This is a genomic window from Microbacterium memoriense (assembly GCF_025398275.1).
GTDB classification, from domain to species: domain Bacteria; phylum Actinomycetota; class Actinomycetes; order Actinomycetales; family Microbacteriaceae; genus Microbacterium; species Microbacterium memoriense.
Genome location: NZ_JAODOR010000007.1, coordinates 1 through 20,725, shown reverse-complemented (window position 1 = coordinate 20,725; position 20,725 = coordinate 1). Strand labels below are relative to the sequence as shown.

The window sequence follows — 20,725 nt, the reverse complement described above, 5'->3', positions numbered from 1 at the left end:
CGCGGGGTCGTTCAGCGAAGGCTGGGGTCGGGGTCGTTCCACTTCTCGATGCTTTGGACGATCCAGAACACGGCGAAGAGGGCGAGCGCGACGCTTTCGGCGAGCAGCACGACGTTCGATGTGGTCAGGTAGGCGACGAGCACAAGGCCGAGGAGTGCTGCGATCCCCGTGTAGATCACGCGGAGCGCGCGCGGCGGGGGCGCGGTGGTGCGCGGGAAGGCATGGAGAATCGCGACGGCGCCGAAGAGGGCGAAGAACGCGACGGTGGCGATGACGTGCCCGTGGGTGAGAACCGCGTGCGGCGCGAGCATCCAGGCGAGGCCGAGTGTGAGGATGACGAGGGCGGCGACGCTGCCGCTTGCGGCGACACCGGCGACCGGCATGTCGCCGGTGAGGGTGAGGGTGACCGCGACGATCAGCGCGAGGGTCGTGATCACGAGGTAGGTGGTGATGCCGTTGGCGACGTCGGGGAGTGCGGCAGGGGGGATGTGCGGTGTGGGGATGAGGGCGATGAGGGGCGCGAGAACGGCGCATGCGTCGAGGAGGGCGCGCTCGGGGCCGCGGCCGGAGAGGGCGAGGAGCACGGCGGCGGCGACGAAAAGAGCGCCGGTGAAGGTGGTGCGGGCGGGGGAGTAGTAGTAGTCGCTGAGGGAGGGAAGCCAGCCGACGTCGGATGCGGCGACGGCGACGGCGGTGAAGATCGCGACGACGGCGCCGACCAGCGTGAGTCTCAGGTAGCGGTAGGTGCGCTGCAGTGCGGTCGTCGGTGGGCTCATGTGTTCACGCTAGCGAGGGGTGGACGCGCGGGGCGGGGCGTGGGTCACGCGCTGAGTCGGTATCGGTTTCGCCCGCCCGGACGGGGCGCGCGGTCGGGGTCGATCCACGGGGGTGGGATGAACCAGACGTGCGCGTCGATGCCGGGGCCGTCGATTCTGATCTCCCACCCGTCGTCGTGCACCTGGTGATGGCATCCGGTGCAGAGGAGCACGCCGTTGCGGAGGTCGGTCGCCCCGGTGTCGCGTTGCCACCAGTCGATGTGGTGGGCGATGGTCCAGGCGACGGGTGCCCCGCACAGGGCACATCCGCCGTCACGTTCGGCGAGGGCGAGCTTTTGAGCGGGGGTGAAGAGGCGCTTGGCACGACCCCAGTCGATGATGTCGCTGTCGCCACCGAGCACGCAGGGGATGACCTGCGTGTCGGCGGCGATGCGGCGGATGGCGGCCGCGGGGAGGGGCTGGTCGATGCCATCGACGGCGGCGAGGCCGGTGCCGGTTTCAAGATCGGCAAGCGTCATGCGCACGACGACGGTCGTGGTCGGCCCGGTGGGCACGGTGGTGCACCCGAGGGCGTGCTGGCACAGGTCGGCCAGGGCGTCGGCGCGCATCTGGCGAGGTGAGCGCTGGTCGCGGGTGGCGTCGTCGGCATTCTCATTCGTGCGAAAGATCTGGGTGAGCATGCTGTCGAGCGCGGTTTTGATGGGGGCGCCGGTGCCGATGTCGAAGATGCCGGTGAGGTGTAGCCGTCCGTCGCGTTCGCTCAGGGTGAGAGAGCGCTCGGCGCGGGCTTCTTCGTGGCGGGGTGCGACGCCGTCGGGGTCGAGGTGGGCTTCGGCCCGGCAGATGAGGCGGGAGAGTTCGTCGGCGCGCAGCCCGGGCGCAAGCGCTACAAGTTCGCGCTCGGCCGTGGCGCGGCGTTCCGGGCTGACCCGCAGGGCAAGGCGGTCGAGGAGCGTCACGATCGCGAAGGCGGCGGTGACACTGAGTGTGGCGGAGGCCACGGCATCCGCCACGAACGGGTGCGGTGACGGCAACGCTTCGCCCGTGAGCGAGAGGCGCGGCGCGGTTGCTTCGGCCACCTGGACGATCTTGATGGCCTCGCCCACGCTCGAGCCGGTCGTGGCCTGAATAAGCGCGACGGGAGAGCGGAAGCCCTGTCTCTTCGCCAGTGAGTCTTTGCCGAGTTCGGTGCGTGACTGACGGGCGATCTCGGCCGCGACGGGCGCGAACGCCGCATCAACTCGGCGCTTGAGTGACCCGAAAGCGGCGTTCAACGACACCAACTCGCCCGGGGTCAGTGCCTCGGGGGCCCGGTCGCCGCCTGCCATCGCGAGCGCGTCGAGCGCTTCGGCGATGGAGGTGAGCAGCGGGTTGTTCATACCCTCAATGTAGAACATACCTCCGACACTCGTCCGAAGTTATCCACAGACCCCAGCCCCCAGGTCACACCCGGCCCTGCCACCACTCCGGCGCCGCCGCGAGGATGACATCGGTGAGGGTATCGACGTCCACCGGATCATCGCTGCGGAGCCACTCCTCGATCACGCCCCCGGTGCCGGCTCCGCCGTACGCAGCGAACGCGCGAAGTGCGAACGCGTCGGACCGGCCCCGGCCACCGCCGGCGCGATCTCAGGGTGGGCGTGGGCTACGCCGCAGATGCGCTCACCGAGCCCCTCCCGTGGGGTGTCGACGTGCGCCGGTCGTACGGAGGGACGCGCGCCGATCAGCGTCAGGTGCTCGACTTGGCCCGTATGGGCGCCATCACGGTCGACACGACGACGTATCCGCAGGCTTTCGTTGACCTCGAGGTGGGCCGCGTTCGCGGTCGCGCGGTGCTCGTGCCGTACATCACAGGTGTCCGGGGCGCACCGCAGCGGGCGCCCCCGCAAAAGGCGCCCCCTTACGGCCGCCCCATGCCGTAATACGTCCATCCCGCCGCGCGCCATGCGGCGGCATCGAGCCCATTGCGTCCGTCGACGACGACGCGTCCCGCTGTCAACGTCGACGCGTGTTCGGGCGCGAGATCGCGGCGGTACTCGTCCCACTCGGTGACAAGAATGACGGCGTCGGCGTCGCGGATCGCCTCATCCCGCTCGTCGATGTAGGTGAGCTGCGGATGCACGCGGCGTGCGTTGGCAATCGCCTCCGGATCGGTGACGACCACGTCCGCACCGAGACCGTGCAGGCGCACGGCCACGTCGAGGGCGGGCGAGTCGCGGATGTCGTCGCTGTGGGGTTTGAACGCGGCACCGAGCACGGCGATCTTCTTCTCGAACACCTGGCCGCCGAGGCCTTCGATCACAAGCTGCACCGCACGTTCGCGCCGGCGCAGATTGATCTCGTCGACTTCGCGGAGGAACGCGACCGATTCGCCCCGACCGAGCTCTTCAGCGCGCGCGGAGAAGGCACGGATGTCTTTCGGCAGGCATCCACCCCCGAAGCCGATTCCCGCGCCGAGAAAGCGCCGGCCGATGCGGACGTCGTGACCGATCGCGTCGGCAAGCTGCGTGACGTCGGCGCCGGTGACCTCGGCGATTTCGGCCATGGCGTTGATGAACGAGATCTTCGTCGCGAGAAACGCATTCGCCGCCACCTTGACGAGCTCGGCGGTGGCGAGGTCGGTCACGATGAACGGCGTGCCCTTGGCAACAGCCGGGTGGTAGACCTCGCGCAGCACGTCGGCGGCGCGTGCTCCGGCCTCGTCGGAGGGCACACCGACAACGAGCCGGTCGGGGTCAATCGTGTCCTCCACGGCGAAGCCTTCACGCAAGAACTCCGGGTTCCAGACGAGCGTCGCCCCGGCAGCCTCGACCCGCGGGGTGAGATCTGCCGCCGTGCCGACGGGCACGGTCGACTTGCCCGCGACGATGTCGCCGGGCGAGAGAAACGGCACGAGCGCATCGACGGCCGCGTTGACGTAGGTGAGGTCGGCGGCGTAGCTGTCTTTCTGCTGCGGCGTGCCGACCCCGACGAAGTGCACCGCAGCGCCGCGAGCCGCAGACATGTCGGTCGTGAAGCTCAACCGCCCCGAGGCGATTCCTTCGGCGAGAATCTCGGGCAGCCCGGGCTCGAAGAACGGCGCCTCACCCGCCGAGAGCGCCGCGATCTTGCGCTCGTCGACGTCGATCCCGACCACCTCGTGCCCGATCGAAGCCATCGCCGCCGCGTGCACGGCGCCCAGATATCCACACCCAATGACAGAAAGTCGCATGCGGGAGAGCGTATCGACGCCGTGTTACAGCTGTGGTCCCCGGCGAACGCGCCGAAAAGCTCATCCGAAAGTTGATGAGACGGCTCTCATTCTTATCCTAGGCTCGAACGACGGAGATCAGGAGTGGACGTCACGCGATACACGGCGGACACATACGACTGATAATCTCCCGAGAGCCGAGATAGAGACGACGAAGGAGGATGCGAAGTGTCGACCGAAGTTGAGGTCGATGCGACGACGCAGTCGCCTCACGACTCGAATATGCACCGCAGCGCACCCGCTGACTCCACCGGACCAGCCGTGCCGCCTGCGCGCCCCCTTCTTATGACTCCCCCCACGCCCGCTGTTGATGACTGGCGCCGCCGTTTTCAGACGCGTCTGGTCATCAGTGACTTCCTCTCTCTCGTGTGGGTCGTCTTCGGTACGCAGATCGCCTGGTTCGGTCTCGGCAATGCGCAGCTGGCGATCCGCGCCGACGCGCGCATCTCTGAGGTGTCGTATTGGGTGTTTTCAACGACCCTGATCATTGCGTGGATGCTGGCCTTGTCGTGGAGTGATTCGCGCAGCGTGCGGGTGCTCGGTTCAGGCCCCGACGAATATTTGCGCGTCGTCGATGCGAGCCTGCGGTTGTTCGGTGCGGTCGCGATCATCGCGTTTCTCACGCAGACCGACGTCGCGCGCGGCTTCTTGCTGATCAGCTTGCCCGCGGGTGTGCTCGTACTCCTCTTCACCCGATGGCTGTGGCGCAATTGGCTCGTCACCATGCGGAGCAACGGACGCTACTCGGCACGGGTGCTGCTGGTCGGGTCGAGCGAGTCGGTCACGCAGATCGCGCGCGAGCTCGGCCGCAACCCCAGCGCGGGGTACCACGTCGTGGGGGCGTGCACGACGAGCGGAGAGATCGGCAACGTGGTGCCCGGCACCCAGATTCCGATGATGGGCAGCGTCAAAGCCGTCGAACGTGCGATGGCGCTGACGGGTGCCGACACGGTTGCCGTGACGAGTACCGACGAACTGCCGCCTGACAAGGTGAAGCAGATCTCGTGGAACCTGCAGGCCGGCCGGCAGCACCTGGTGCTCGCGCCGAGCATTGTGGATATCGCCGGCCCCCGGTTGCACACGCGCCCGGTCGCGGGGTTGCCCCTCATTCATGTCGAGACGCCGCGCTTCAGCAAAGGGCAAGACTTCGTCAAACGGATGCTGGACATCTGCGTCAGCATTGTCGCCATCGTGCTGCTGAGCCCCGTGCTCGCGTTTCTCGCGATGAGCATTCGCCTGTCGTCGGAGGGCCCCGTGCTCTTCCGTCAGACCCGGATCGGCCGCGGCGGCCAAGAGTTCACCATGCTGAAGTTCCGCTCGATGGTGACGAACGCCGAAGAGCTGCTCGAGAACCTGCAACGCGAGCGGCAGGAGCAGGGCGCTGACTCGGGCAACGAGGTCATGTTCAAGATGAAGAACGACCCGCGCATCACTCCCATCGGCCGCATCATGCGCAAGTACAGCCTCGATGAGCTTCCGCAGCTGTTCAACGCGCTTGGTGGGTCGATGTCTCTTGTGGGCCCTCGCCCGCCGCTGCCGAGCGAGGTCGAGCAATACGCAACGCACGTGCACCGCCGGTTCTTGGTGAAGCCTGGGATCACAGGGCTCTGGCAGGTCAGCGGGCGGTCGAGCCTGTCGTGGGAGGAAACCGTCAGGCTCGATCTTTCCTACGTCGAGAACTGGTCGCTGCTTGGCGACCTGGCCATCCTCGCCAAGACGGCGAAAGCCGCTGTCGCCCCCGGCGACACGGCCCATTGACGAGGTCGCGCGAGAACGTGAATCGTGGCTGGTGCGATTTCTCGTCCTAGACCATCGCAATCGGACGAACCTCTCGCTCATCTCAGTCGGCCGACTGAGGTCGCCGGCTACGGTCGGCCCAAACCGTAGTATTCCCAGCCAGCTGCACGCCACGCGGCGGCGTCGAGGCAGTTGCGTCCGTCGACGACGATGCGTCCGGTGGCGAGGGATGCCGCATGTCTCGGCGACAGCTCGCGACGGTGGTTGCGCAGGTCGGTGTCGAGCAGCGCAACGCGCTTGCCGGCGTCGGCGAGGGCGATCGCGAGGTTGATCGTCGTGGTCGACTTGCCTTCGCTCGGAATCGAGCTGGTGATCACGAAGCTCGCCCGCCCGCCCATGTCGAGGAATTGCAGGTTGGTGCGCAGCGCGCGGAACGACTCGGCCCGCGGGCTCAGCGGGTCGGCGTGCACGATGAGTGGCCGGTCTTTAGCCTTCGGGTCGTACGCGATGGCGCCGATCGAGGGCGCGGCGGTGATCTGTTCGGCGTCACGGCGGTTGCGGACCTTGTTGTCGAGCACCGTGCGCAGCACGGCGACACCGACGCCGAGCGCGAGCCCCACGAGCGTGCCCAGCGCGAGGTTGAGCGGCACGTTGGGGCTCGAGGGCGACAAGGCAGGCTGGGCATCGCTGACGCGGCTGAGGCACACAGGGCTCGACCCGTCGGCCGCCTCGGGCTCGAGCTGGGGGACGGCGCTGGACAGGCTCGCGGCGATCGCGTTGGCGATGTTCGCCGCCAGCACCGGGTCGGGGTCGGAGACGGTGACGGTGATGAGCGTCGAGTTCAGGGCTGCGGATGCCGAGATGCTGCTGCGCAGCTCGGATGCCGTGACGCCCAGGTCGAGTTCGGCAATCACCGGGTTAAGCACGACCGGGGTCGATACGAGTCCGACATACGTGTTGATGCGTGCCTGGGTGAAGTTGGAGCCCTGTTGCAGTTCCGCGGCTGTGCCTCCGGTCTGCGTCGACACGAACACGGTGCTCGACGACTCGTAGATTGGGGTGCGGGTCAGCGAATAGCCCGCCGCGGCGCCGAGACCGACGAGGGTCAGCACGACGATGACGAGCCAGTTCTTGCGGAGGATGCGGATGTAGTCGCTGAGCTCCATCGTGCCTCTCGAGGGGACGCGATGCCGACGGGGGCTGCCGGACGTGACCGGATCAGTCTGTCACAGCCCGTGTTTCCAACTGGTATCCGGTCGCACTCTCTTCTCACTTCCCCGCTCACCCGACGCCTCGGCCCAACACGAGCCGCACGACTCGCTCGACGGCGTTGATGCCAGGCGCGAGCTCCTCGGCCGACCGCGCATAGGTGGCAGCGGACCGCCCGATGGGGTCGATGATGTCGTCGTCATCGGGCGACGCCGGCGGCAGCGTCACCCCGCGACGACTCGCGATCACGCCGAGCGCGGCGGCGAAGCGGGCGCGATCGTCGTCGCCGCCGGTCGCGGCGGCGACCCGCAGCTCCTCATTGGGGACGTCGGCGCTCAAGCGCGCGAACTCCCGCGCAGTAAAGGTGCTGCGTCCGCGCGTCGGATCGAGTTCGACGATCGCGCGACGATGCTCGCGTGCCATCGCCAGGACGAGGTCAGGACGCTGCACATGCTGTGGCAGCAGGTAGCGCGCCGAGTGCGCACTCGTCGCGGCCACAGGTACTCCGCGTTCGATGGCGAGTTGCGCCGCCTCGGGGGTCATCGGTGCGCCCTCGCGGGCGTGGGTGCCCGCGCTGGTCGCGACGACGTCACGGTCGGCGAGCCGGGTCGCGAGAAGCTGGGCGGCCAGGGGCGAGCGGCAGATATTGCCGGTGCATACGGTGAGAATCTCGAGCACGGCTGCTCCGTAGGGGGAGTGGGAAATGCGTGTCGCGCTACGTGACGGTAGTTTGGCCACGTGCCCGATCAGCTTAGAGACACCGCCATCGTGCCCAGCACCGAGGCCGCGTCATCCGCGAGTCGTCATCGTCGGCGTCGGCGCACCGACTGGCGGCTCGGCGGCCGCGCCGTGCGCAAGTGGGATCTTTCCGTGCTCGCCGTCGCGCTCATCGCGCTGGGGGTCGGGGCGGTCGGCGGGGGACTGGTCAGTCGCATCGCTGCGCCGTGGGCGCCGATCGCGTCGACCGTCGTGCTGTGGGCCGGCATGCTCGTGCCGATCGTCTTCGCGTTCGCCCGGGCGCGTCCGGCGGGTCTGCTGAAGCTTCGCCCGGTCGACCTGCTCTGGGGCCTCGGTCTCGGACTCGGGCTGCGCCTGCTGCAGGGCTGGATGAGCGGGGCGGACGCCATGACCTTCCCGTCGGCCACGACGCTCGACGGTGCGCTGCCGACCTCGTGGTGGCTCACCGAGGCGCTGCCGGCTGCCGTCGTCGCGCCGGTCGTCGAGGAGCTCTTCTTTCGGGCCGTGGTGCTCGTTGCGGTCTATCAGCTGTTGCGCCGCCGGGCGGGCGGGCTGGCTGCGGCGGTGACGGGACTTCTGGTGTCGACCGGCGGCTTCATCCTGCTGCACGCGAGCGCGGGGGCGCTCACCGTCACCGACGCCATGACGTTGTTCGCTGTCGGGGGGACGTGTGCCTTGCTGGTGCTGCTGACCGGCCGCATCTGGCCTGCGGTGCTGACCCATGCGGTGTTCAACGCGACGTATCTGGCGCTCGTCGTGGCAGGCACCGTGCTGTCCTAGCCGCCACGGCAGCTTCACGCTACGTCGGCCAATTCATTCAAAAGTCGATGAGAGGTTTCTCATCTGTGTCGTAGGCTCAAGATCTGAGCTGTATCACGCCTTCGTCACGTGATACATGGCCGTCACAAGCACCTGCTATTCTCCCGATTGCCGGGGGGCAGACCGACAAGGAGGATGCCGAAGTGTCGACCGACATCCAGGTCGATGCGACGACGGAGTCGCCTCACGACTCGAAAGGTGCCGCCACGTCCAGCACAACGGGCGGCGCGGTGAAGTGCGGAGAGACATCCCACACCTTCGCCATCGCGACGGCATGGATGCGTCGCACCTCCGATGACCGCGCGGCGCGGCCTTCCCTGTCCGGCGCGCACGCCTGGCGAGTTTGTCATCGCTACCCTTCGCTAAACCAACAACGACAAAATGCCCAGTGCAGGTGGATGCCGCGATCGCAGACCCGCCCTCACCGCTCAGCGCGCAATCCCCCACCAAACCGCACGCCTCCGGCCGTCCGCGGTACACTCACCTCCACGCGTGCACCGTGGCAACGCCCCGACTCGTCTGGGAGGCCACATGACCGATGCCCCATCACCCCCGCTGCACATCCCGCCGCGCCCTCCCCTCCCCGCCCTCTCTTCCCCCCGGTCGTTGAGCGAGACCCCCAGGGCCGAGTCGAAACGCCGCAACACCCGCGACCCCCGCGCATACCTGCTCGCCTACACCCTGCTCCTCACAGGCATCGCCTTCTGGCCCGTGCCCGTCGACCAGGGCGCCGGTCCGCTGCTGCGCCTCATCACGCGGGCGATCCCGGCGCTGACCTACGAGCGCATCGAGTTCGCGGCGAACATCCTGCTGTTCGTGCCGCTGGGTCTACTGCTGACGCTCATCCTGGTACGCAACCGCTGGCTCGTGCTGCCGGTCGCGTTCCTCGCGACGGTCACGATCGAGTGCGTGCAGGCTCTGCTACTGGATGCCCGTACGCCGAGCGTCCTCGACATCGTCGCCAACACCGCCGGAGCCTGCATCGGAATCCTGATCGCCGTTTTCATCGACGCGCTGCGCGCCAGTTACCGTCCTCGACGTTTGGATGAGGACTCCCTCATCCACGAGAGCTAATCTGGGAACTTGCTGACCAGCTCCCCTCCCCCCTCTCCGCTGGGCCGACATGACACACGACACATCACCGAAACCTGTACTCGATACGATCGCGCCTGCCGCATCGATCTCGGAGGTGACCAACGTGACAGTGGAAGCGCAGCACGTCCCACCTGCCGAGCGGCTGTCGTCGACCGTCATGCACACGCCGAGCTCCCACGCCGAGGCGCCGATGGCTGAGCCCAGCGCCACCACCGCGCCGACGCCGACCGCCCTGCCTCTGGACCCCTGGCGAGAGCGCTACGCCCGCCGCCTGCGTATCACCGACTTCCTCGTGCTCGTGTGGGTCGTCTACGGCACGCAGCTGGCGTGGTTCGGCCTAGGCAATGCTCAGGTCTCGATTCGCGAAGACAGCCGGCTGAGCGAGTTCTCCTACTGGGCCTTCTCGGCTGCGCTCATCGCCATCTGGATGCTCGCTCTCGCTCTCGCCGACTCGCGCAGCGAGCGCGTGATCGGCGTCGGCCCGACCGAGTACGCGCGTATCGTCCGCGCCAGCTTCGGCGTCTTCGGCACGATCGCGATCCTCGCGTTCCTGCTGCGCATCGACGTCGCACGTGGATACCTGCTGATCTCGTTGCCCCTCGGTGTGTTCATGCTGCTGCTCACCCGCTGGCTGTGGCGCCAGTGGCTCGTCGCGCAGCGCCAGATGGGGCGCTACACCGCGAAGGTGCTGCTGGTCGGTTCGCGGCAGTCGGTCGCGCAGACCGCCCGTGAACTGCAGCGCACCCCCTCCGCCGGCTACCGCGTCGTGGGCGCCTGTGTGCCGTCGGGCAAGGTCGCCGACACGATCGAGGGCACCGGCATCCCGATCATGGGCAGCGTCGACCGCGTCGAGCGCGCGCTCGCGATCACCGGCGCCGATACGGTCGCGGTCACGAGCACCGACGACTTGCCCGCCAACAAGGTCAAGCAGATCTCGTGGAGTCTCGAAGCGGGCAAGCAGCACCTCGTGCTCGCCCCGAGCATCACTGACATCGCCGGTCCGCGTGTGCACACCCGGCCGGTGGCCGGTCTGCCGCTGATCCACGTGGAGACGCCGCGATTCAGCACCGGCCAGCAACTCACCAAGCGCGCGGTCGATCTGCTGCTGTCCGGTGTGGGCGTGATCGTGATCAGTCCACTGCTGCTGATCCTCGCCTTGATCGTCAAGCTTTCGAGCCCCGGCCCCGTGCTCTTCCGCCAGACCAGGATCGGCTACCACGGCCGCGAGTTCTCGATGCTCAAGTTCCGCTCGATGGTCGTCAATGCGGAGGATCTGCTTGCCGACCTCAAAGCGCAACAGGCGCAGGATGCCGGCAATGAGGTCCTCTTCAAGATGACAAACGACCCTCGCGTGACCAACGTCGGCCGGTTCATGCGCCGCTTCAGCCTCGACGAGCTCCCTCAGCTGTTCAACGTGATCGGCGGCTCGATGTCGCTGGTCGGACCCCGCCCGCCCCTGCCCTCTGAGGTCGAGCAGTATGCCGACCACGTCCACCGCCGGTTCCTCGCCAAACCGGGCATCACCGGGCTGTGGCAGGTCAGCGGACGGTCGACGCTCTCTTGGGAGGATTCCGTACGCCTCGACCTCTCCTACGTCGAGAACTGGAGCCTGCTCGGCGATATCTCGATCCTCTTCAGGACGCTGCGAGCCGCGATCGCGCCCGGCGAGACGGTCGCGTAAGCAACGGGTCTGCCCTACCCCACGTCGGCGAGCGTCCTGAGCCGCGCGCCGAGGGAGGCCGCAATAGCGGCCGGACCCGAGCGCTCCGCGAGGGCATCTACGCTGACCGGCGAGCCGTCATTGAGTAGCGCTCCGTCCCGCAGCGAGAAGGTCCACGTCAGCCCGACTTCAGCCGTCGGCCGCTCCGTGGCCACCCGAGGTACGGTCTCAGCTTTGGCGGTGAAGCTGACGAGCTGCTGGGTTACCGGTCCTGTACGAGTTGCGCATTGTGTCGGCTACGGTCAGGGGTCGAGCTCAGCACCGGCCCGGAGATTCCGATCCGGTAGACGGCCGAGGCCGTGGTGGGCTCACCTTCGGGGGTGGCGGATGCGCAGCCGCCAAGCGCGAGCGCGGCTGCACCGACCACCGCGAGGCCCGCGAGCAGCCGGCTTCGGATCCCGGCGGAAAGTGTGAGGGTTGTCATGGTGGTGTCCTTGGGTCGGGTGGGCAGCGAGCGCCCAACCCGCTCAAGATATGTGTCCGGCGCGTCGGCACCGCAGCGAGTTGCATGACGTGACGCGACCTGACACCGGATGAGAGCGCAAGCCGGGCCGCCGGCAGAGTGGAGTGGTGAAGAGGCAACCACGCCAGCCCGGGGTCGCCACAGCGCTCAGCTCGAGCGCAAGAACCCTCTTCATCTGCGAAGATTGACCTGTTGGTTAGTGACTCCCTCTATCGCCCTCCTAGATGAAACCGCACGACACACCTCCGAAACCTGCCCCGGCTACGCTCGACCCCGTCAAGAGCCTTCGGGAGGATTGCGTGGACGCCACACTGATGGACGCAGACGCCGCGCTCGCCGCCGCTCGCCTCGCGATGGCTGAACAAGCGAAGCGAGGCGAAACATCCGATCCCTTCACGACGGGGAGTCTCAGCACACTGTCACAGCACTTCAGTGTGATCGGCGACTCCATGTTGCCCGCCAGGCGACGCCCGCCACGAGCGAGCGAAGTCCCCGATCAAGCGGAGCATGCTCATCGGCGGGCTCTCGCGAGCTTCGGGATCACCGAGGCGCGGCGGGTCTCGGGCTGCTCATCCTTGCCGTGGGATGATTCAGTTCGACTTGACCTCGGTTCCGACGAGAGTTGGCCGCTCCTGGGCGACCAAGTTCTTCTTCGGAGAACCTCAAAAGCCGCGATTGCCGCCAACGGCAGTTCGCACTAGACAATAGGATCTCTTCCTTGCCCTCAGTTGCCATTATCGGAACCCGCGGTTATCCCAGCTACTACGGCGGATTTGAGACCGCCATCCGCAAGCTCGCTCCATACCTCGTGGATCAGGGGTGGGACGTTACGGTCTACAGTCGGCCCGGCGCGACAAGGCCGGATGACCCGGAGCGCGACCCTCGCGTGCGAGTCATTCAAACCTGGGGGCTCGAGAAGGAGTCGCTAAGCACCCTGACATATGGGTTCACTGCTGCGCGCCATGCAGCAAAAGAAAAGCCGGATGTCGCGCTGGTAATGAACGTGGCCAACGGGTTTTGGCTCCCTGCTCTCAAGCGCGCACGGATCCCCACCTTAGTCAATGTGGACGGCATCGAATGGGACCGCGCCAAGTGGGGGCGGGTAGCCAAATGGTTGTTCCGCACAGGCGCGAAACTAACTGCAAAGTATGCTAGCGAATTGGTGGTTGATGCTGTCGCAATCGGTGATCGCTGGGAGACCGATTTTGGCAGACGCGGAGTGTTCATTCCTTACGGTGGAACAGCTATCGACACCGCCCCCGTCCCGCTGGGGTACGAACCTGGGGGATACGCCCTCGTAGTTGCTCGATTCGTCCCCGAGAACACGATTCCCGAGTTCTTGAGCGCGGCCGCCCAGATATCACGAGAGTACCCGGTGGTCATAGTGGGCTCGACAGGCTACGGCGGAGAGCTGGATGAGAGCGCAAGACGGCTAGCGGAGCAGCATGCGAATGTGCGATGGCTCGGGCACGTGAATGACGACGGTCTGTTGTTCGCGCTACTCAACAACGCTGGCGCCTACTTTCATGGTCACAGCGTTGGCGGCACCAACCCCGCTCTCGTACAGGCAATGGCATGCGGTGCGCCGATCGTCGCCCGCGACACGATCTACAACCGCGAGGTTCTAGGTGAACAGGGCACCTACGTCAGCCCAGTACCTGAAGCGATTACGCGGTCGGTGCAAGCCATGATCAGTTCGCCTTACGAGCAGGAGCGAGCAAGGCACAACGCTCGCGAACGTAGCGAACGACTGTACACATGGGATCTCGTGTGCTCTCGCTATGATCAGACCTTGAAGGAGCTCGCAAATGCGCGTCCTCTTTGACGGATTCTGGTGGGTCAAGGGCCCGACCGCCAATCAAACGGTGATGCGTGAGTTCGTGAAAGCCTGGGTACGGGCGTTTCCCCGCGACGAGGTTCTCGTCGCGGTCCGATCTCGCCATCGAGACGACGCTATCTTGCCAGCCACCGCCGCCCCGGTCTACACGCATCTCGCGCCGCAGGCCGCGACCAATGCGCTCGAACTCGGAGTGCTTGCTAAGAAGCATCACGTCGATGCGGTCGTGGCTCACAACTATGCTCCGCTTTTCGGCAGATCAGCCGTGTTCATTCACGATCTTCTTTTCAAGGATCACCCGGAGTGGTTCACGACGAAGGAGCGCGTGTACTTCGCAGCTATGGGTCCACTCGCAAGGCGAGCAGATGCGGTTTGCACTTCTTCGCTTACGGAGGCCTACCGGATCGAACGTCTCGAGCCCAGGCTTCGTCCCGTTAGCGCAACAGGCCTCGGGGTCTCATCTCAACTGGCCGCTGCCACAGCGCGCCGCCCGGCATCACTGCGTGATGTCCGGCGATTCGTCCTATCGGTTGGTCGGATGAATGTTCGTAAGAACCTCGGAGTAGCCATCGAGGGCGCGATGCTCGCTCATTCCGTTTCCTCCGAACGGCCGTTGGTCATCGTCGGCAGCAGCGAGTATTCGGGAGCCGCCGCGGATTTGCCACCGACAGTGAAGGACTATGTTGCGGACGGTCGCCTGGTGTTCCTCGGTCGGATCAGCGACGAGGAGTTGCGCTGGATGTACGAACAGGCCGACGGCTTCATCTTCGTGTCGCGCGACGAGGGGTTCGGCCTCCCCCCCATCGAGGCCAGGCACTTTGGAGCACCAGTCATCGTCTCGGATATCGCCGTTATGCGTGAGGTCGCGGGGCCAGAAGCGGTGTTCGTGAGCCCCAACTCACCGCGTGAAGTGGCTCGCGCGATAGACTTGCTTCCGGCGCGGCGAGGAGTGCATCGTCCAGTAGGTGGTATCGAGCACGAGTGGGAGCGTTGTGTCGCGGTGATTCGAGCACGGCTTGATGGAGACGTTGGCGAAGAGGCCAAACTCAATGACTGACACTTCTTCGAGCCCGCTGCTTTCGGTGATCGTCGTTACCTATAACAGCGCCGAGGTGGTAAGGACCGCGCTGTCCGATCTCCCGCTGGCTGAGATCGAGCTGATCGTGGTAGACAACGGGTCCGCAGACGGGACCGTCGCGCTCGTCTCTGCGGAGTTTCCGAGTGCGCAGGTCATTCAAACGGGCGCTAACCTGGGCTTCGCGAAGGCTGTGAACAAGGGGGTCGCGGCATCAACGGCGAAGCACCTTCTGTTGCTCAATCCGGATGCACAGATATCGGCCGAGACCATTCACCGCGCCATTCAGATCCTCTCCGAGGACGCCACGATCGGCATCCTTGCTCCTGATGTTGTCGAAGCCGATGGAACGCTACGAACTATGGCGGGCGGCTACGAGCCGACGATCATTCGCATGTTCACACACGCAAGCGGCATGTCGCGGTTGGCAAAGCGTTGGCGTTGCCTACGTGGTCACTACCTCTTGCGTGGCCAGATCGAAGGTGATGCACCGATCGACGTTGCGTGGGTCTCGGGCGGATGCCTATTCTCACGGAAGGATACGTGGACTTCACTCGGCGGCCTAAGCGAGAGGTGGTTCATGTATGCCGAGGATGTCGAGTACTGCCTGCGTGCGCGGGGGGCAGGCTTCCGAGTCGTTCTCGCTGGGAACCTATCCGCGAGCCATACTGTAGGCGCGAGCAGCGGGCCGACGACGGCGGTCAAGACGGTTTGGCTGGAGAACCTCTTCGACTTGTATCAATCCCACTATCATGCTGGGGTTGTTCGCAGAGCGGCCTGGCGTGCGATCGTTGGCTCCGGCTACGCGATCCGCAGTTGCGTTGCGCTACTTTCCCCGTCACACGACCGCACCGAGTCAACACGCTTTGCCGCATACGCGCGAGCGGCCTTCCGAGCTCGTCGCAATTGACCTATCGGCTGTCTCCTGTGGGACGCGACGCGACACGTCAGACACCAGAGTCCAATCGTGAAATACTGCCAGTTCTCGAGGATGCAGATCCGCACCAAAGACTCATCACAGCAGAGGAATCGTATCTAGTACCAGGAGTCCACCAACCACCGACCACCCGCTACACCGACACAACCGAGCTCTAAGGGGGCCCGCGCCTCCGCTACGCTCGCGGAAGCGACGTACCCGAAGTGGACACCCAAAGCAGGATTCGGGAGTCAGGATCACAGCATGTGGACGGATCCTCATCAGGCGGCGTACTTTCGCAAGCCACAACGAGCCAGCAGAAGGGAGATGAAGATAGTCCATGGCCACAACCAAACCTCTAGCGAAGCGCGATGACCGCGTCGTGGCGCGTGCGTACGAGACCGCATCGCAGACAGGTGTACTCTTGGCAGTGCTGTTGGGCGTACTTGCTGGCGCTGGTATCGGGCTTTACTTTCAGAATCTCGGGCTCGGGCTGTCGGTCGCCGTTGGATCTTCCTGGCTGATCGCCAGCATCGGTTCCGCATCAAGTGCCGTTGAGCGCTGGTCGCCGCTTCGCGTCTTCCTTCCAGTGCTCTTCACCTACACGTCAGCAGGAATATCGCTATCTGGCAGCGATACAGCGACACTGGAATGGTGGGCATTGGTCCTTGCGCTGATGGGTTTTGGGCTCGGCTACAGCATCGCATTCTCCGGCGCAAAGCAGCGAGCGATTGCAGAGACACCGCTTCCCCCCTCAGAGCCGCGGGTGAAGATGATCTTCCTACTGTTCGCGATAGCGACAGCCGTCTATGCTCTGATGTGGTTGCAGGCTGGTGGTCCCCCAGCGCTCGCCGATGATGTCAACACCGCGAGGACGCAGTTCTTTACTAGCGGGGTGGCCTCCACCTTGGTCTCTATCGGCTATCAGGTCGGACTGATCGTTCCCGTCGGCCTCATGCTGCTGCGCGAGGAGATACCGCACCGGAGGGGACTCATGTGGGTGGCTGCGTTGAGTCTCCTCGCACTTCTGAGCCTCGGAAATCGTGGCGTCATCGTAGGACCCGCCGTCATCCTGCTGATCATTGCCTTGTGGAACCGAGCGCTGCCAATCGTGCTGGGAATGCTGCTGGCGAGCGCAGGCCTGATCATCTTCAGCTATGCCGGCTTCGAACGGAATTTGACCGCGTGGGGGTCTAGCTACCTCAACGATCTCGCGCTTGCAGGATACTCCGATGCGGACCGCATCTTCGCCCCCGTGCTCAGCTACGTATCGGGCACTAGTTGGACGTTCTCGCAAACAATACACCTGATACCGGCTCAGGTTCCTTTTCAGATGGGCCAGCAGTTCTTCGGCCCTATCTTGTTCAGTCCGAGCGCGGACCTTTTCTTGAAGGAGGCCCTCGGTCTTGACTTCGTCGGATTCGGGTTGGCGCTCGGGTTCGTCAACGCCTTCTATCTTGATTGGGGATTGATTGGCTGCTTCGTGGGACCGTTCGTTTTTGGCATCTTTATCGCAATGATCTATCGGCTCGCCCGCTTCAGTTCACCCGCTTGGGTGATCTTGATCGCATATGTGCTTTCAAAACTTCTACTGTCTGTCTACGGTCATCCGTTTGCCTACTTGGCGTACATCATCGCGCCCCTCCTTATTTACTTCGCTGCAGGAGGAACTCTCCGTGAACTTACCCCGCGTCGCAGTTCTACTCCGATTGGGCTAGCGACAGCGTGACGATTAGGCGGCCCCGCTTTCAAGCGAGTGACAAGAGGTCCCGAGTAACGAAGCGCTCGTATCTGCTGGTGGTCTCCTTGTCCGCCGCGTTAGCTCTGAGCCAGATGCTGCTGTTGCCGTTGTTCCTGTCCCCCGCCAGCTTCGGTATCGCGATACTGGCTCTGTCCTTGGTGCAATACATGAACCAGGCCGCGGATCTTGGGTTCGTGAACGCGGCCACTCGAACGGACCTGTCGCCTGCAACCCGCGCATACTTCCGCGAGACCGCGTTCACGCTCGTATCCTGGGTCGCTCTATTGGCGCTCGTTGCACTGTGGATGAGTACGCTCTTCGCCGGGTTTCGAGCGGAAGTCGCAGTCCCCTTGGCTATCGGCGTACTGACAGGCTGGCTACTTACGCCCAACAGGCTACGTGCGAATGCTGCCGCTGCAGGAGGTAATGAGCGTCACGCGCTGTGGTATGGGTTTGCCTGGCAGAATGCGAACAAGGCAGGGATGTTTCTTCTGCTACCGACCGCGAATGTGGCTCTGACGATGCTGTCTGGGGGACTGGCGTCGGCGGCCGCTGGACGACCGCTTCTTCCACGATTCACTGCGTCAGTCGAGTATCTCCGCCGCACAGCACGCTACTGGGTACCAGGGCTTGCCGCATCCTTCTCAGCCTTCCTTCTCTCATGGACGGAAACGTATGTGCTCGGCGCCTACTTCGGGGAAGAGGCTATGGGCGAGTATCAAGCCGTCTTGCGGCCACTGGCGGGGGCTATGTACATATACATACCCTTGATGACGCTGATTCAGGCATCCGTGAGCGTCAAGGACTACTCACGAGCTCGTCGAATTCGAGTCCTAGTCCTGGTACTGACGCTTGGTGCGCTTGTAGTCGGCGCCACTGTGCTGCACGCGTGGGGGAGCACGCTTTGGCCGAGATACCAGTTCCCGCTCATGCTCGTATGCCTCTGCGCGACCGCCGTCCTGTTTGGTGCGCTCTCAATGTCGTATGGGATCGAGCTTGTGGTTGCAGGTCGCCAGCTGTTGGCCGCTTGGATCAATGCGGGATCCGCGGTGGCGCTGGGTCTCTCCGCCGTGCTGCTAGTGCCGCATCTTGGCCTGAACGGGGCCGCGCTATCGGCGACCGCGGGATGGGGCCTGGCCGCGCTGCTACAGTCGTGGGTGGTCTGGCGGATGCGCCGACGGGCAACGCCGTGACGGGGGCTACCGTCTCGCCTTGATGACGTGACGAAGTGAGTGGAGAGCGAACGCCACGATGGCTGATGACCGTAAGACTACGCGGCGACCTGATGGCGCATCCGTAACTCGATTTGCGTGGGTGGACGCGGCGAAGTCGTTCTCCATCCTCCTTGTGGTGTTGGTTCACGTCGAGGTTGAGCTCGCGTTCATTGAGGCTGCTCCGAGCTGGTTGCAGATGGCTTCCGTGGTTTTCGCGCCCTTGCGTATGCCTCTCTTCTTCGCCGCCTCAGGGTTGTTCGCATACAAGTGGACACAAGCGTCATGGACTGAACTCTTCGACCGGAAGATCTCGTTGCTTGCCTGGGTGTTCCTTGTATGGCAGCCCGTGGTCTTCATGTACAAGGTCATCGAGACTGAGGTTCTCCCGAACCAGCCCAGCAATACCATCGCCGATCAAGTGCTTAAGTTCTTGGTAGCTCCGATTCGTCCCAATGGCGAGCTTTGGTTCCTCTGGGCCCTCTGTCTGTTCTTTATCGCCGGGCGCGCGTTGAAGAGGATCTCTACTAAAGTAGTAGTGGTTGCTTCTGCAGCAGTCTCCGTCGCAGCAATGGTTGGTATCCCTGCATTGCCGCCCGAGGTCAATCGGCTTCTCGGCGCTGGCTGGGCCGGTGTGCCGATGTACTTCTTCTTCTTCATCGCGGCCGCCCGACTATCGAAACGAATCCTCTCCATCGTGACGGCGCTCAACTGGTGGCAATCAGCCCTGCTGACTTTGCCTTGGGTTGCACTGACGCTAGTGGCGTCACTATTCCCGGACTCAGCGATCCTCTTGCACTTTCCTGCGAGCATCTTTGCCGTGGCAGCGGGCTTCGGAGTTGCGCGGCTTGTCGAGCGTCTGTCACTGTTCTCCTATCTTGGGCAACGAACGCTTCCAATTTATGTCGCGCACATCGCTGTGATCGTGCTCGTCGTATCCACACTCCATCTCGTCCACCCAGGCTCGTGGGCATGGGCCTGGATAGGTGACGTCCTGGTTCCTGTCGCGCTCTGGGTTGTTGCGATCTGGGTCCCATTGGTGATTCATCACTTTGCCCGTCGCCAGCAGTACGGCCGCTACTTGTACGAGAGCCCAGCAGGGTTTCTTCGAGGCTGGCCTTCGCTCGGTCGACGGATACGAGGTTCCAGCACGGAAGGCTAGGAGGTCTCGTACGCCGATCGTCCGGCGCTTCCGTAAGCTGGCTTGAGTGATTGGTCGGCGTTACACATCTGGTAGTTCTGCCTGACGATCCGGAGATCCTGGCATCCGGTCGATGGCAAGACCCTGTCCAGGTCGATGATACCTCGGGCACCCGCGAGAAGATTGACCCGGCAGGTGCTATGACGGCGCTTAGCGAATCTGGCTCATCGCAAACGAGGGTGTAGGGCGGGTCTGAATCCCCCGGAGCCTGACCCGCTTTTCCGGACACCTGAGTTGAGGCGATGGGAGCCTGACCCGGTTTCCCGGACGGTTCTTGTGGGGCGTGAGGAACGAACTGGTGACAGGTTCGGTTTAGGCCGCGAGTGTGAGCGGCTCGGCTAGCTTGGCTTCGAACTCGATGGGCGTCAAGCCGCCGAGGGTGTCCTGGGCTCGCTGGCGGTGGTACTTCCGTTCGATCCAGACCACGATGGCCAGCCGCAGCTCCTGCCGGCTCGTCCACCGCTGCTGGTTGAGCACGTTCGTCTGCATCGCGATCCTCGGCGGCCTGCTGATCACCTGGCACGAAGCGGGCGCACCATTGCGTCGTCATCGACCACGCCGGCACTGTCCTGCTGTCTCAACGCGTCGAGAATGATGAGGCCGAGCTGCTCGAGCTCATCGCTGCGGTCACGGAGCTTGCTGTTGACGGTGAAGTCTGCTGGGCGACAGATCTAAACGCCGGTGGCGCTGCGCTGCTGATCGCGTTGCTCACCGCGCACGGACAGCGGGTGCTCTATATCCCCGGCAGGATCGTTCACCACGCCGCGGCAACCTATCGCGGTGATGGGAAGACGGACGCGAAGGACGCGAAGATCATCGCCGACCAGGCGCGTATGCGGACGGACCTGCAACCGGTGCGGGGAGCGGACCAGGTCGCGGTGGACGTGCGGTTGCTGACATCTCATCGCCTCGATGTCATGGGCCTTGACCCCGGATC

At 64.7% G+C, this 20,725-nt stretch carries 18 protein-coding genes and 1 pseudogene; 12 read left to right on the top strand and 7 right to left on the bottom strand.

From position 1 onward, the window contains the following. Positions 1 to 11: 11 nt before the first annotated feature. Positions 12 to 776, bottom strand: coding sequence for a hypothetical protein (locus tag N4R40_RS06125; protein ID WP_261606490.1), 765 nt, complete (start codon positions 774 to 776; stop codon positions 12 to 14). Between the two features lie 44 nt (positions 777 to 820). Next, positions 821 to 2,155 carry an HNH endonuclease gene (locus N4R40_RS06120; RefSeq protein WP_261606489.1) on the bottom strand — a complete coding sequence of 445 codons (1,335 nt, stop codon included), beginning with the start codon at positions 2,153 to 2,155 and terminating at the stop codon, positions 821 to 823. Between the two features lie 261 nt (positions 2,156 to 2,416). Between N4R40_RS06120 and N4R40_RS06115 the strand changes: the two genes are divergently transcribed. Beyond that, entirely contained in the window at positions 2,417 to 2,698 is a 282-nt protein-coding gene (locus N4R40_RS06115) for a hypothetical protein (RefSeq protein WP_261606488.1), read from the top strand. On the opposite strand, the gene N4R40_RS06110 is transcribed toward N4R40_RS06115, so the two are convergent. Further along, on the bottom strand, positions 2,677 to 3,987 hold the full coding sequence (locus N4R40_RS06110) for a UDP-glucose dehydrogenase family protein (protein WP_261606487.1): 1,311 nt from the start codon (positions 3,985 to 3,987) through the stop codon (positions 2,677 to 2,679). The genes N4R40_RS06115 and N4R40_RS06110 overlap by 22 nt on opposite strands. 324 nt (positions 3,988 to 4,311) lie before the next feature. Between N4R40_RS06110 and N4R40_RS06105 the strand changes: the two genes are divergently transcribed. Beyond that, positions 4,312 to 5,784, top strand: coding sequence for a sugar transferase (locus N4R40_RS06105; protein WP_261606486.1), 1,473 nt, complete (start codon positions 4,312 to 4,314; stop codon positions 5,782 to 5,784). A 107-nt stretch (positions 5,785 to 5,891) separates the two neighbouring features. Here N4R40_RS06105 and N4R40_RS06100 read toward each other — a convergent pair whose 3' ends face one another. Together N4R40_RS06100 and N4R40_RS06095 are read right to left on the bottom strand one after the other, a co-directional pair. Further along, the gene (locus N4R40_RS06100; protein WP_261606485.1) at positions 5,892 to 6,929 is read right to left on the bottom strand and encodes a YveK family protein; all 1,038 of its coding nucleotides are present in this window, start codon (positions 6,927 to 6,929) and stop codon (positions 5,892 to 5,894) included. Positions 6,930 to 7,044: 115 nt separating this feature from the next. Then, positions 7,045 to 7,650, bottom strand: coding sequence for an arsenate reductase/protein-tyrosine-phosphatase family protein (locus tag N4R40_RS06095; protein ID WP_261606484.1), 606 nt, complete (start codon positions 7,648 to 7,650; stop codon positions 7,045 to 7,047). Between the two features lie 60 nt (positions 7,651 to 7,710). Here N4R40_RS06095 and N4R40_RS06090 point away from each other — a divergent pair, with 60 nt between their 5' ends. From N4R40_RS06090 to N4R40_RS06080, 3 genes are all read left to right on the top strand, one after another. Then, complete coding sequence (locus tag N4R40_RS06090) at positions 7,711 to 8,490, top strand: CPBP family intramembrane glutamic endopeptidase (protein ID WP_261606483.1); 780 nt, start codon at positions 7,711 to 7,713, stop codon at positions 8,488 to 8,490. A gap of 570 nt (positions 8,491 to 9,060) precedes the next feature. Then, the gene (locus N4R40_RS06085; protein ID WP_261606482.1) at positions 9,061 to 9,603 is read left to right on the top strand and encodes a VanZ family protein; all 543 of its coding nucleotides are present in this window, start codon (positions 9,061 to 9,063) and stop codon (positions 9,601 to 9,603) included. A gap of 211 nt (positions 9,604 to 9,814) precedes the next feature. Beyond that, positions 9,815 to 11,305 (top strand): sugar transferase, encoded by a 1,491-nt coding sequence (locus tag N4R40_RS06080; RefSeq protein WP_261606537.1) that lies wholly within the window; start codon positions 9,815 to 9,817, stop codon positions 11,303 to 11,305. A 241-nt stretch (positions 11,306 to 11,546) separates the two neighbouring features. On the opposite strand, the gene N4R40_RS06075 is transcribed toward N4R40_RS06080, so the two are convergent. Further along, positions 11,547 to 11,768: a hypothetical protein gene (locus N4R40_RS06075; RefSeq protein ID WP_261606481.1), complete on the bottom strand. Its 222-nt coding sequence runs from the start codon at positions 11,766 to 11,768 to the stop codon at positions 11,547 to 11,549. A 757-nt stretch (positions 11,769 to 12,525) separates the two neighbouring features. Here N4R40_RS06075 and N4R40_RS06070 point away from each other — a divergent pair. The 6 genes from N4R40_RS06070 (at position 12,526) to N4R40_RS06045 (ending at position 19,749) form a co-directional block, all read left to right on the top strand. Continuing rightward, positions 12,526 to 13,632 (top strand): glycosyltransferase, encoded by a 1,107-nt coding sequence (locus N4R40_RS06070; protein WP_261606480.1) that lies wholly within the window; start codon positions 12,526 to 12,528, stop codon positions 13,630 to 13,632. After that, positions 13,616 to 14,701: a glycosyltransferase family 4 protein gene (locus tag N4R40_RS06065; protein WP_261606479.1), complete on the top strand. Its 1,086-nt coding sequence runs from the start codon at positions 13,616 to 13,618 to the stop codon at positions 14,699 to 14,701. The genes N4R40_RS06070 and N4R40_RS06065 overlap by 17 nt, the downstream gene beginning before the upstream one ends. Further along, positions 14,694 to 15,629, top strand: coding sequence for a glycosyltransferase family 2 protein (locus N4R40_RS06060; protein ID WP_261606478.1), 936 nt, complete (start codon positions 14,694 to 14,696; stop codon positions 15,627 to 15,629). The genes N4R40_RS06065 and N4R40_RS06060 overlap by 8 nt, the downstream gene beginning before the upstream one ends. A 346-nt stretch (positions 15,630 to 15,975) precedes the next feature. Further along, complete coding sequence (locus N4R40_RS06055) at positions 15,976 to 17,364, top strand: hypothetical protein (RefSeq protein WP_261606477.1); 1,389 nt, start codon at positions 15,976 to 15,978, stop codon at positions 17,362 to 17,364. Between the two features lie 68 nt (positions 17,365 to 17,432). After that, positions 17,433 to 18,569 carry an MATE family efflux transporter gene (locus N4R40_RS06050; RefSeq protein WP_261606476.1) on the top strand — a complete coding sequence of 379 codons (1,137 nt, stop codon included), beginning with the start codon at positions 17,433 to 17,435 and terminating at the stop codon, positions 18,567 to 18,569. A 121-nt stretch (positions 18,570 to 18,690) separates the two neighbouring features. Next, positions 18,691 to 19,749 (top strand): acyltransferase, encoded by a 1,059-nt coding sequence (locus tag N4R40_RS06045; protein WP_261606475.1) that lies wholly within the window; start codon positions 18,691 to 18,693, stop codon positions 19,747 to 19,749. Positions 19,750 to 20,100: 351 nt separating this feature from the next. Here N4R40_RS06045 and N4R40_RS06040 read toward each other — a convergent pair. After that, positions 20,101 to 20,277 (bottom strand): annotated as a pseudogene (locus N4R40_RS06040) (IS3 family transposase); the annotation flags it as partial. A gap of 59 nt (positions 20,278 to 20,336) precedes the next feature. Here N4R40_RS06040 and N4R40_RS06035 point away from each other — a divergent pair. Further along, a partial coding sequence (locus N4R40_RS06035; RefSeq protein WP_261606536.1) for an IS110 family transposase occupies positions 20,337 to 20,725 on the top strand: 389 nt, incomplete at its 3' end.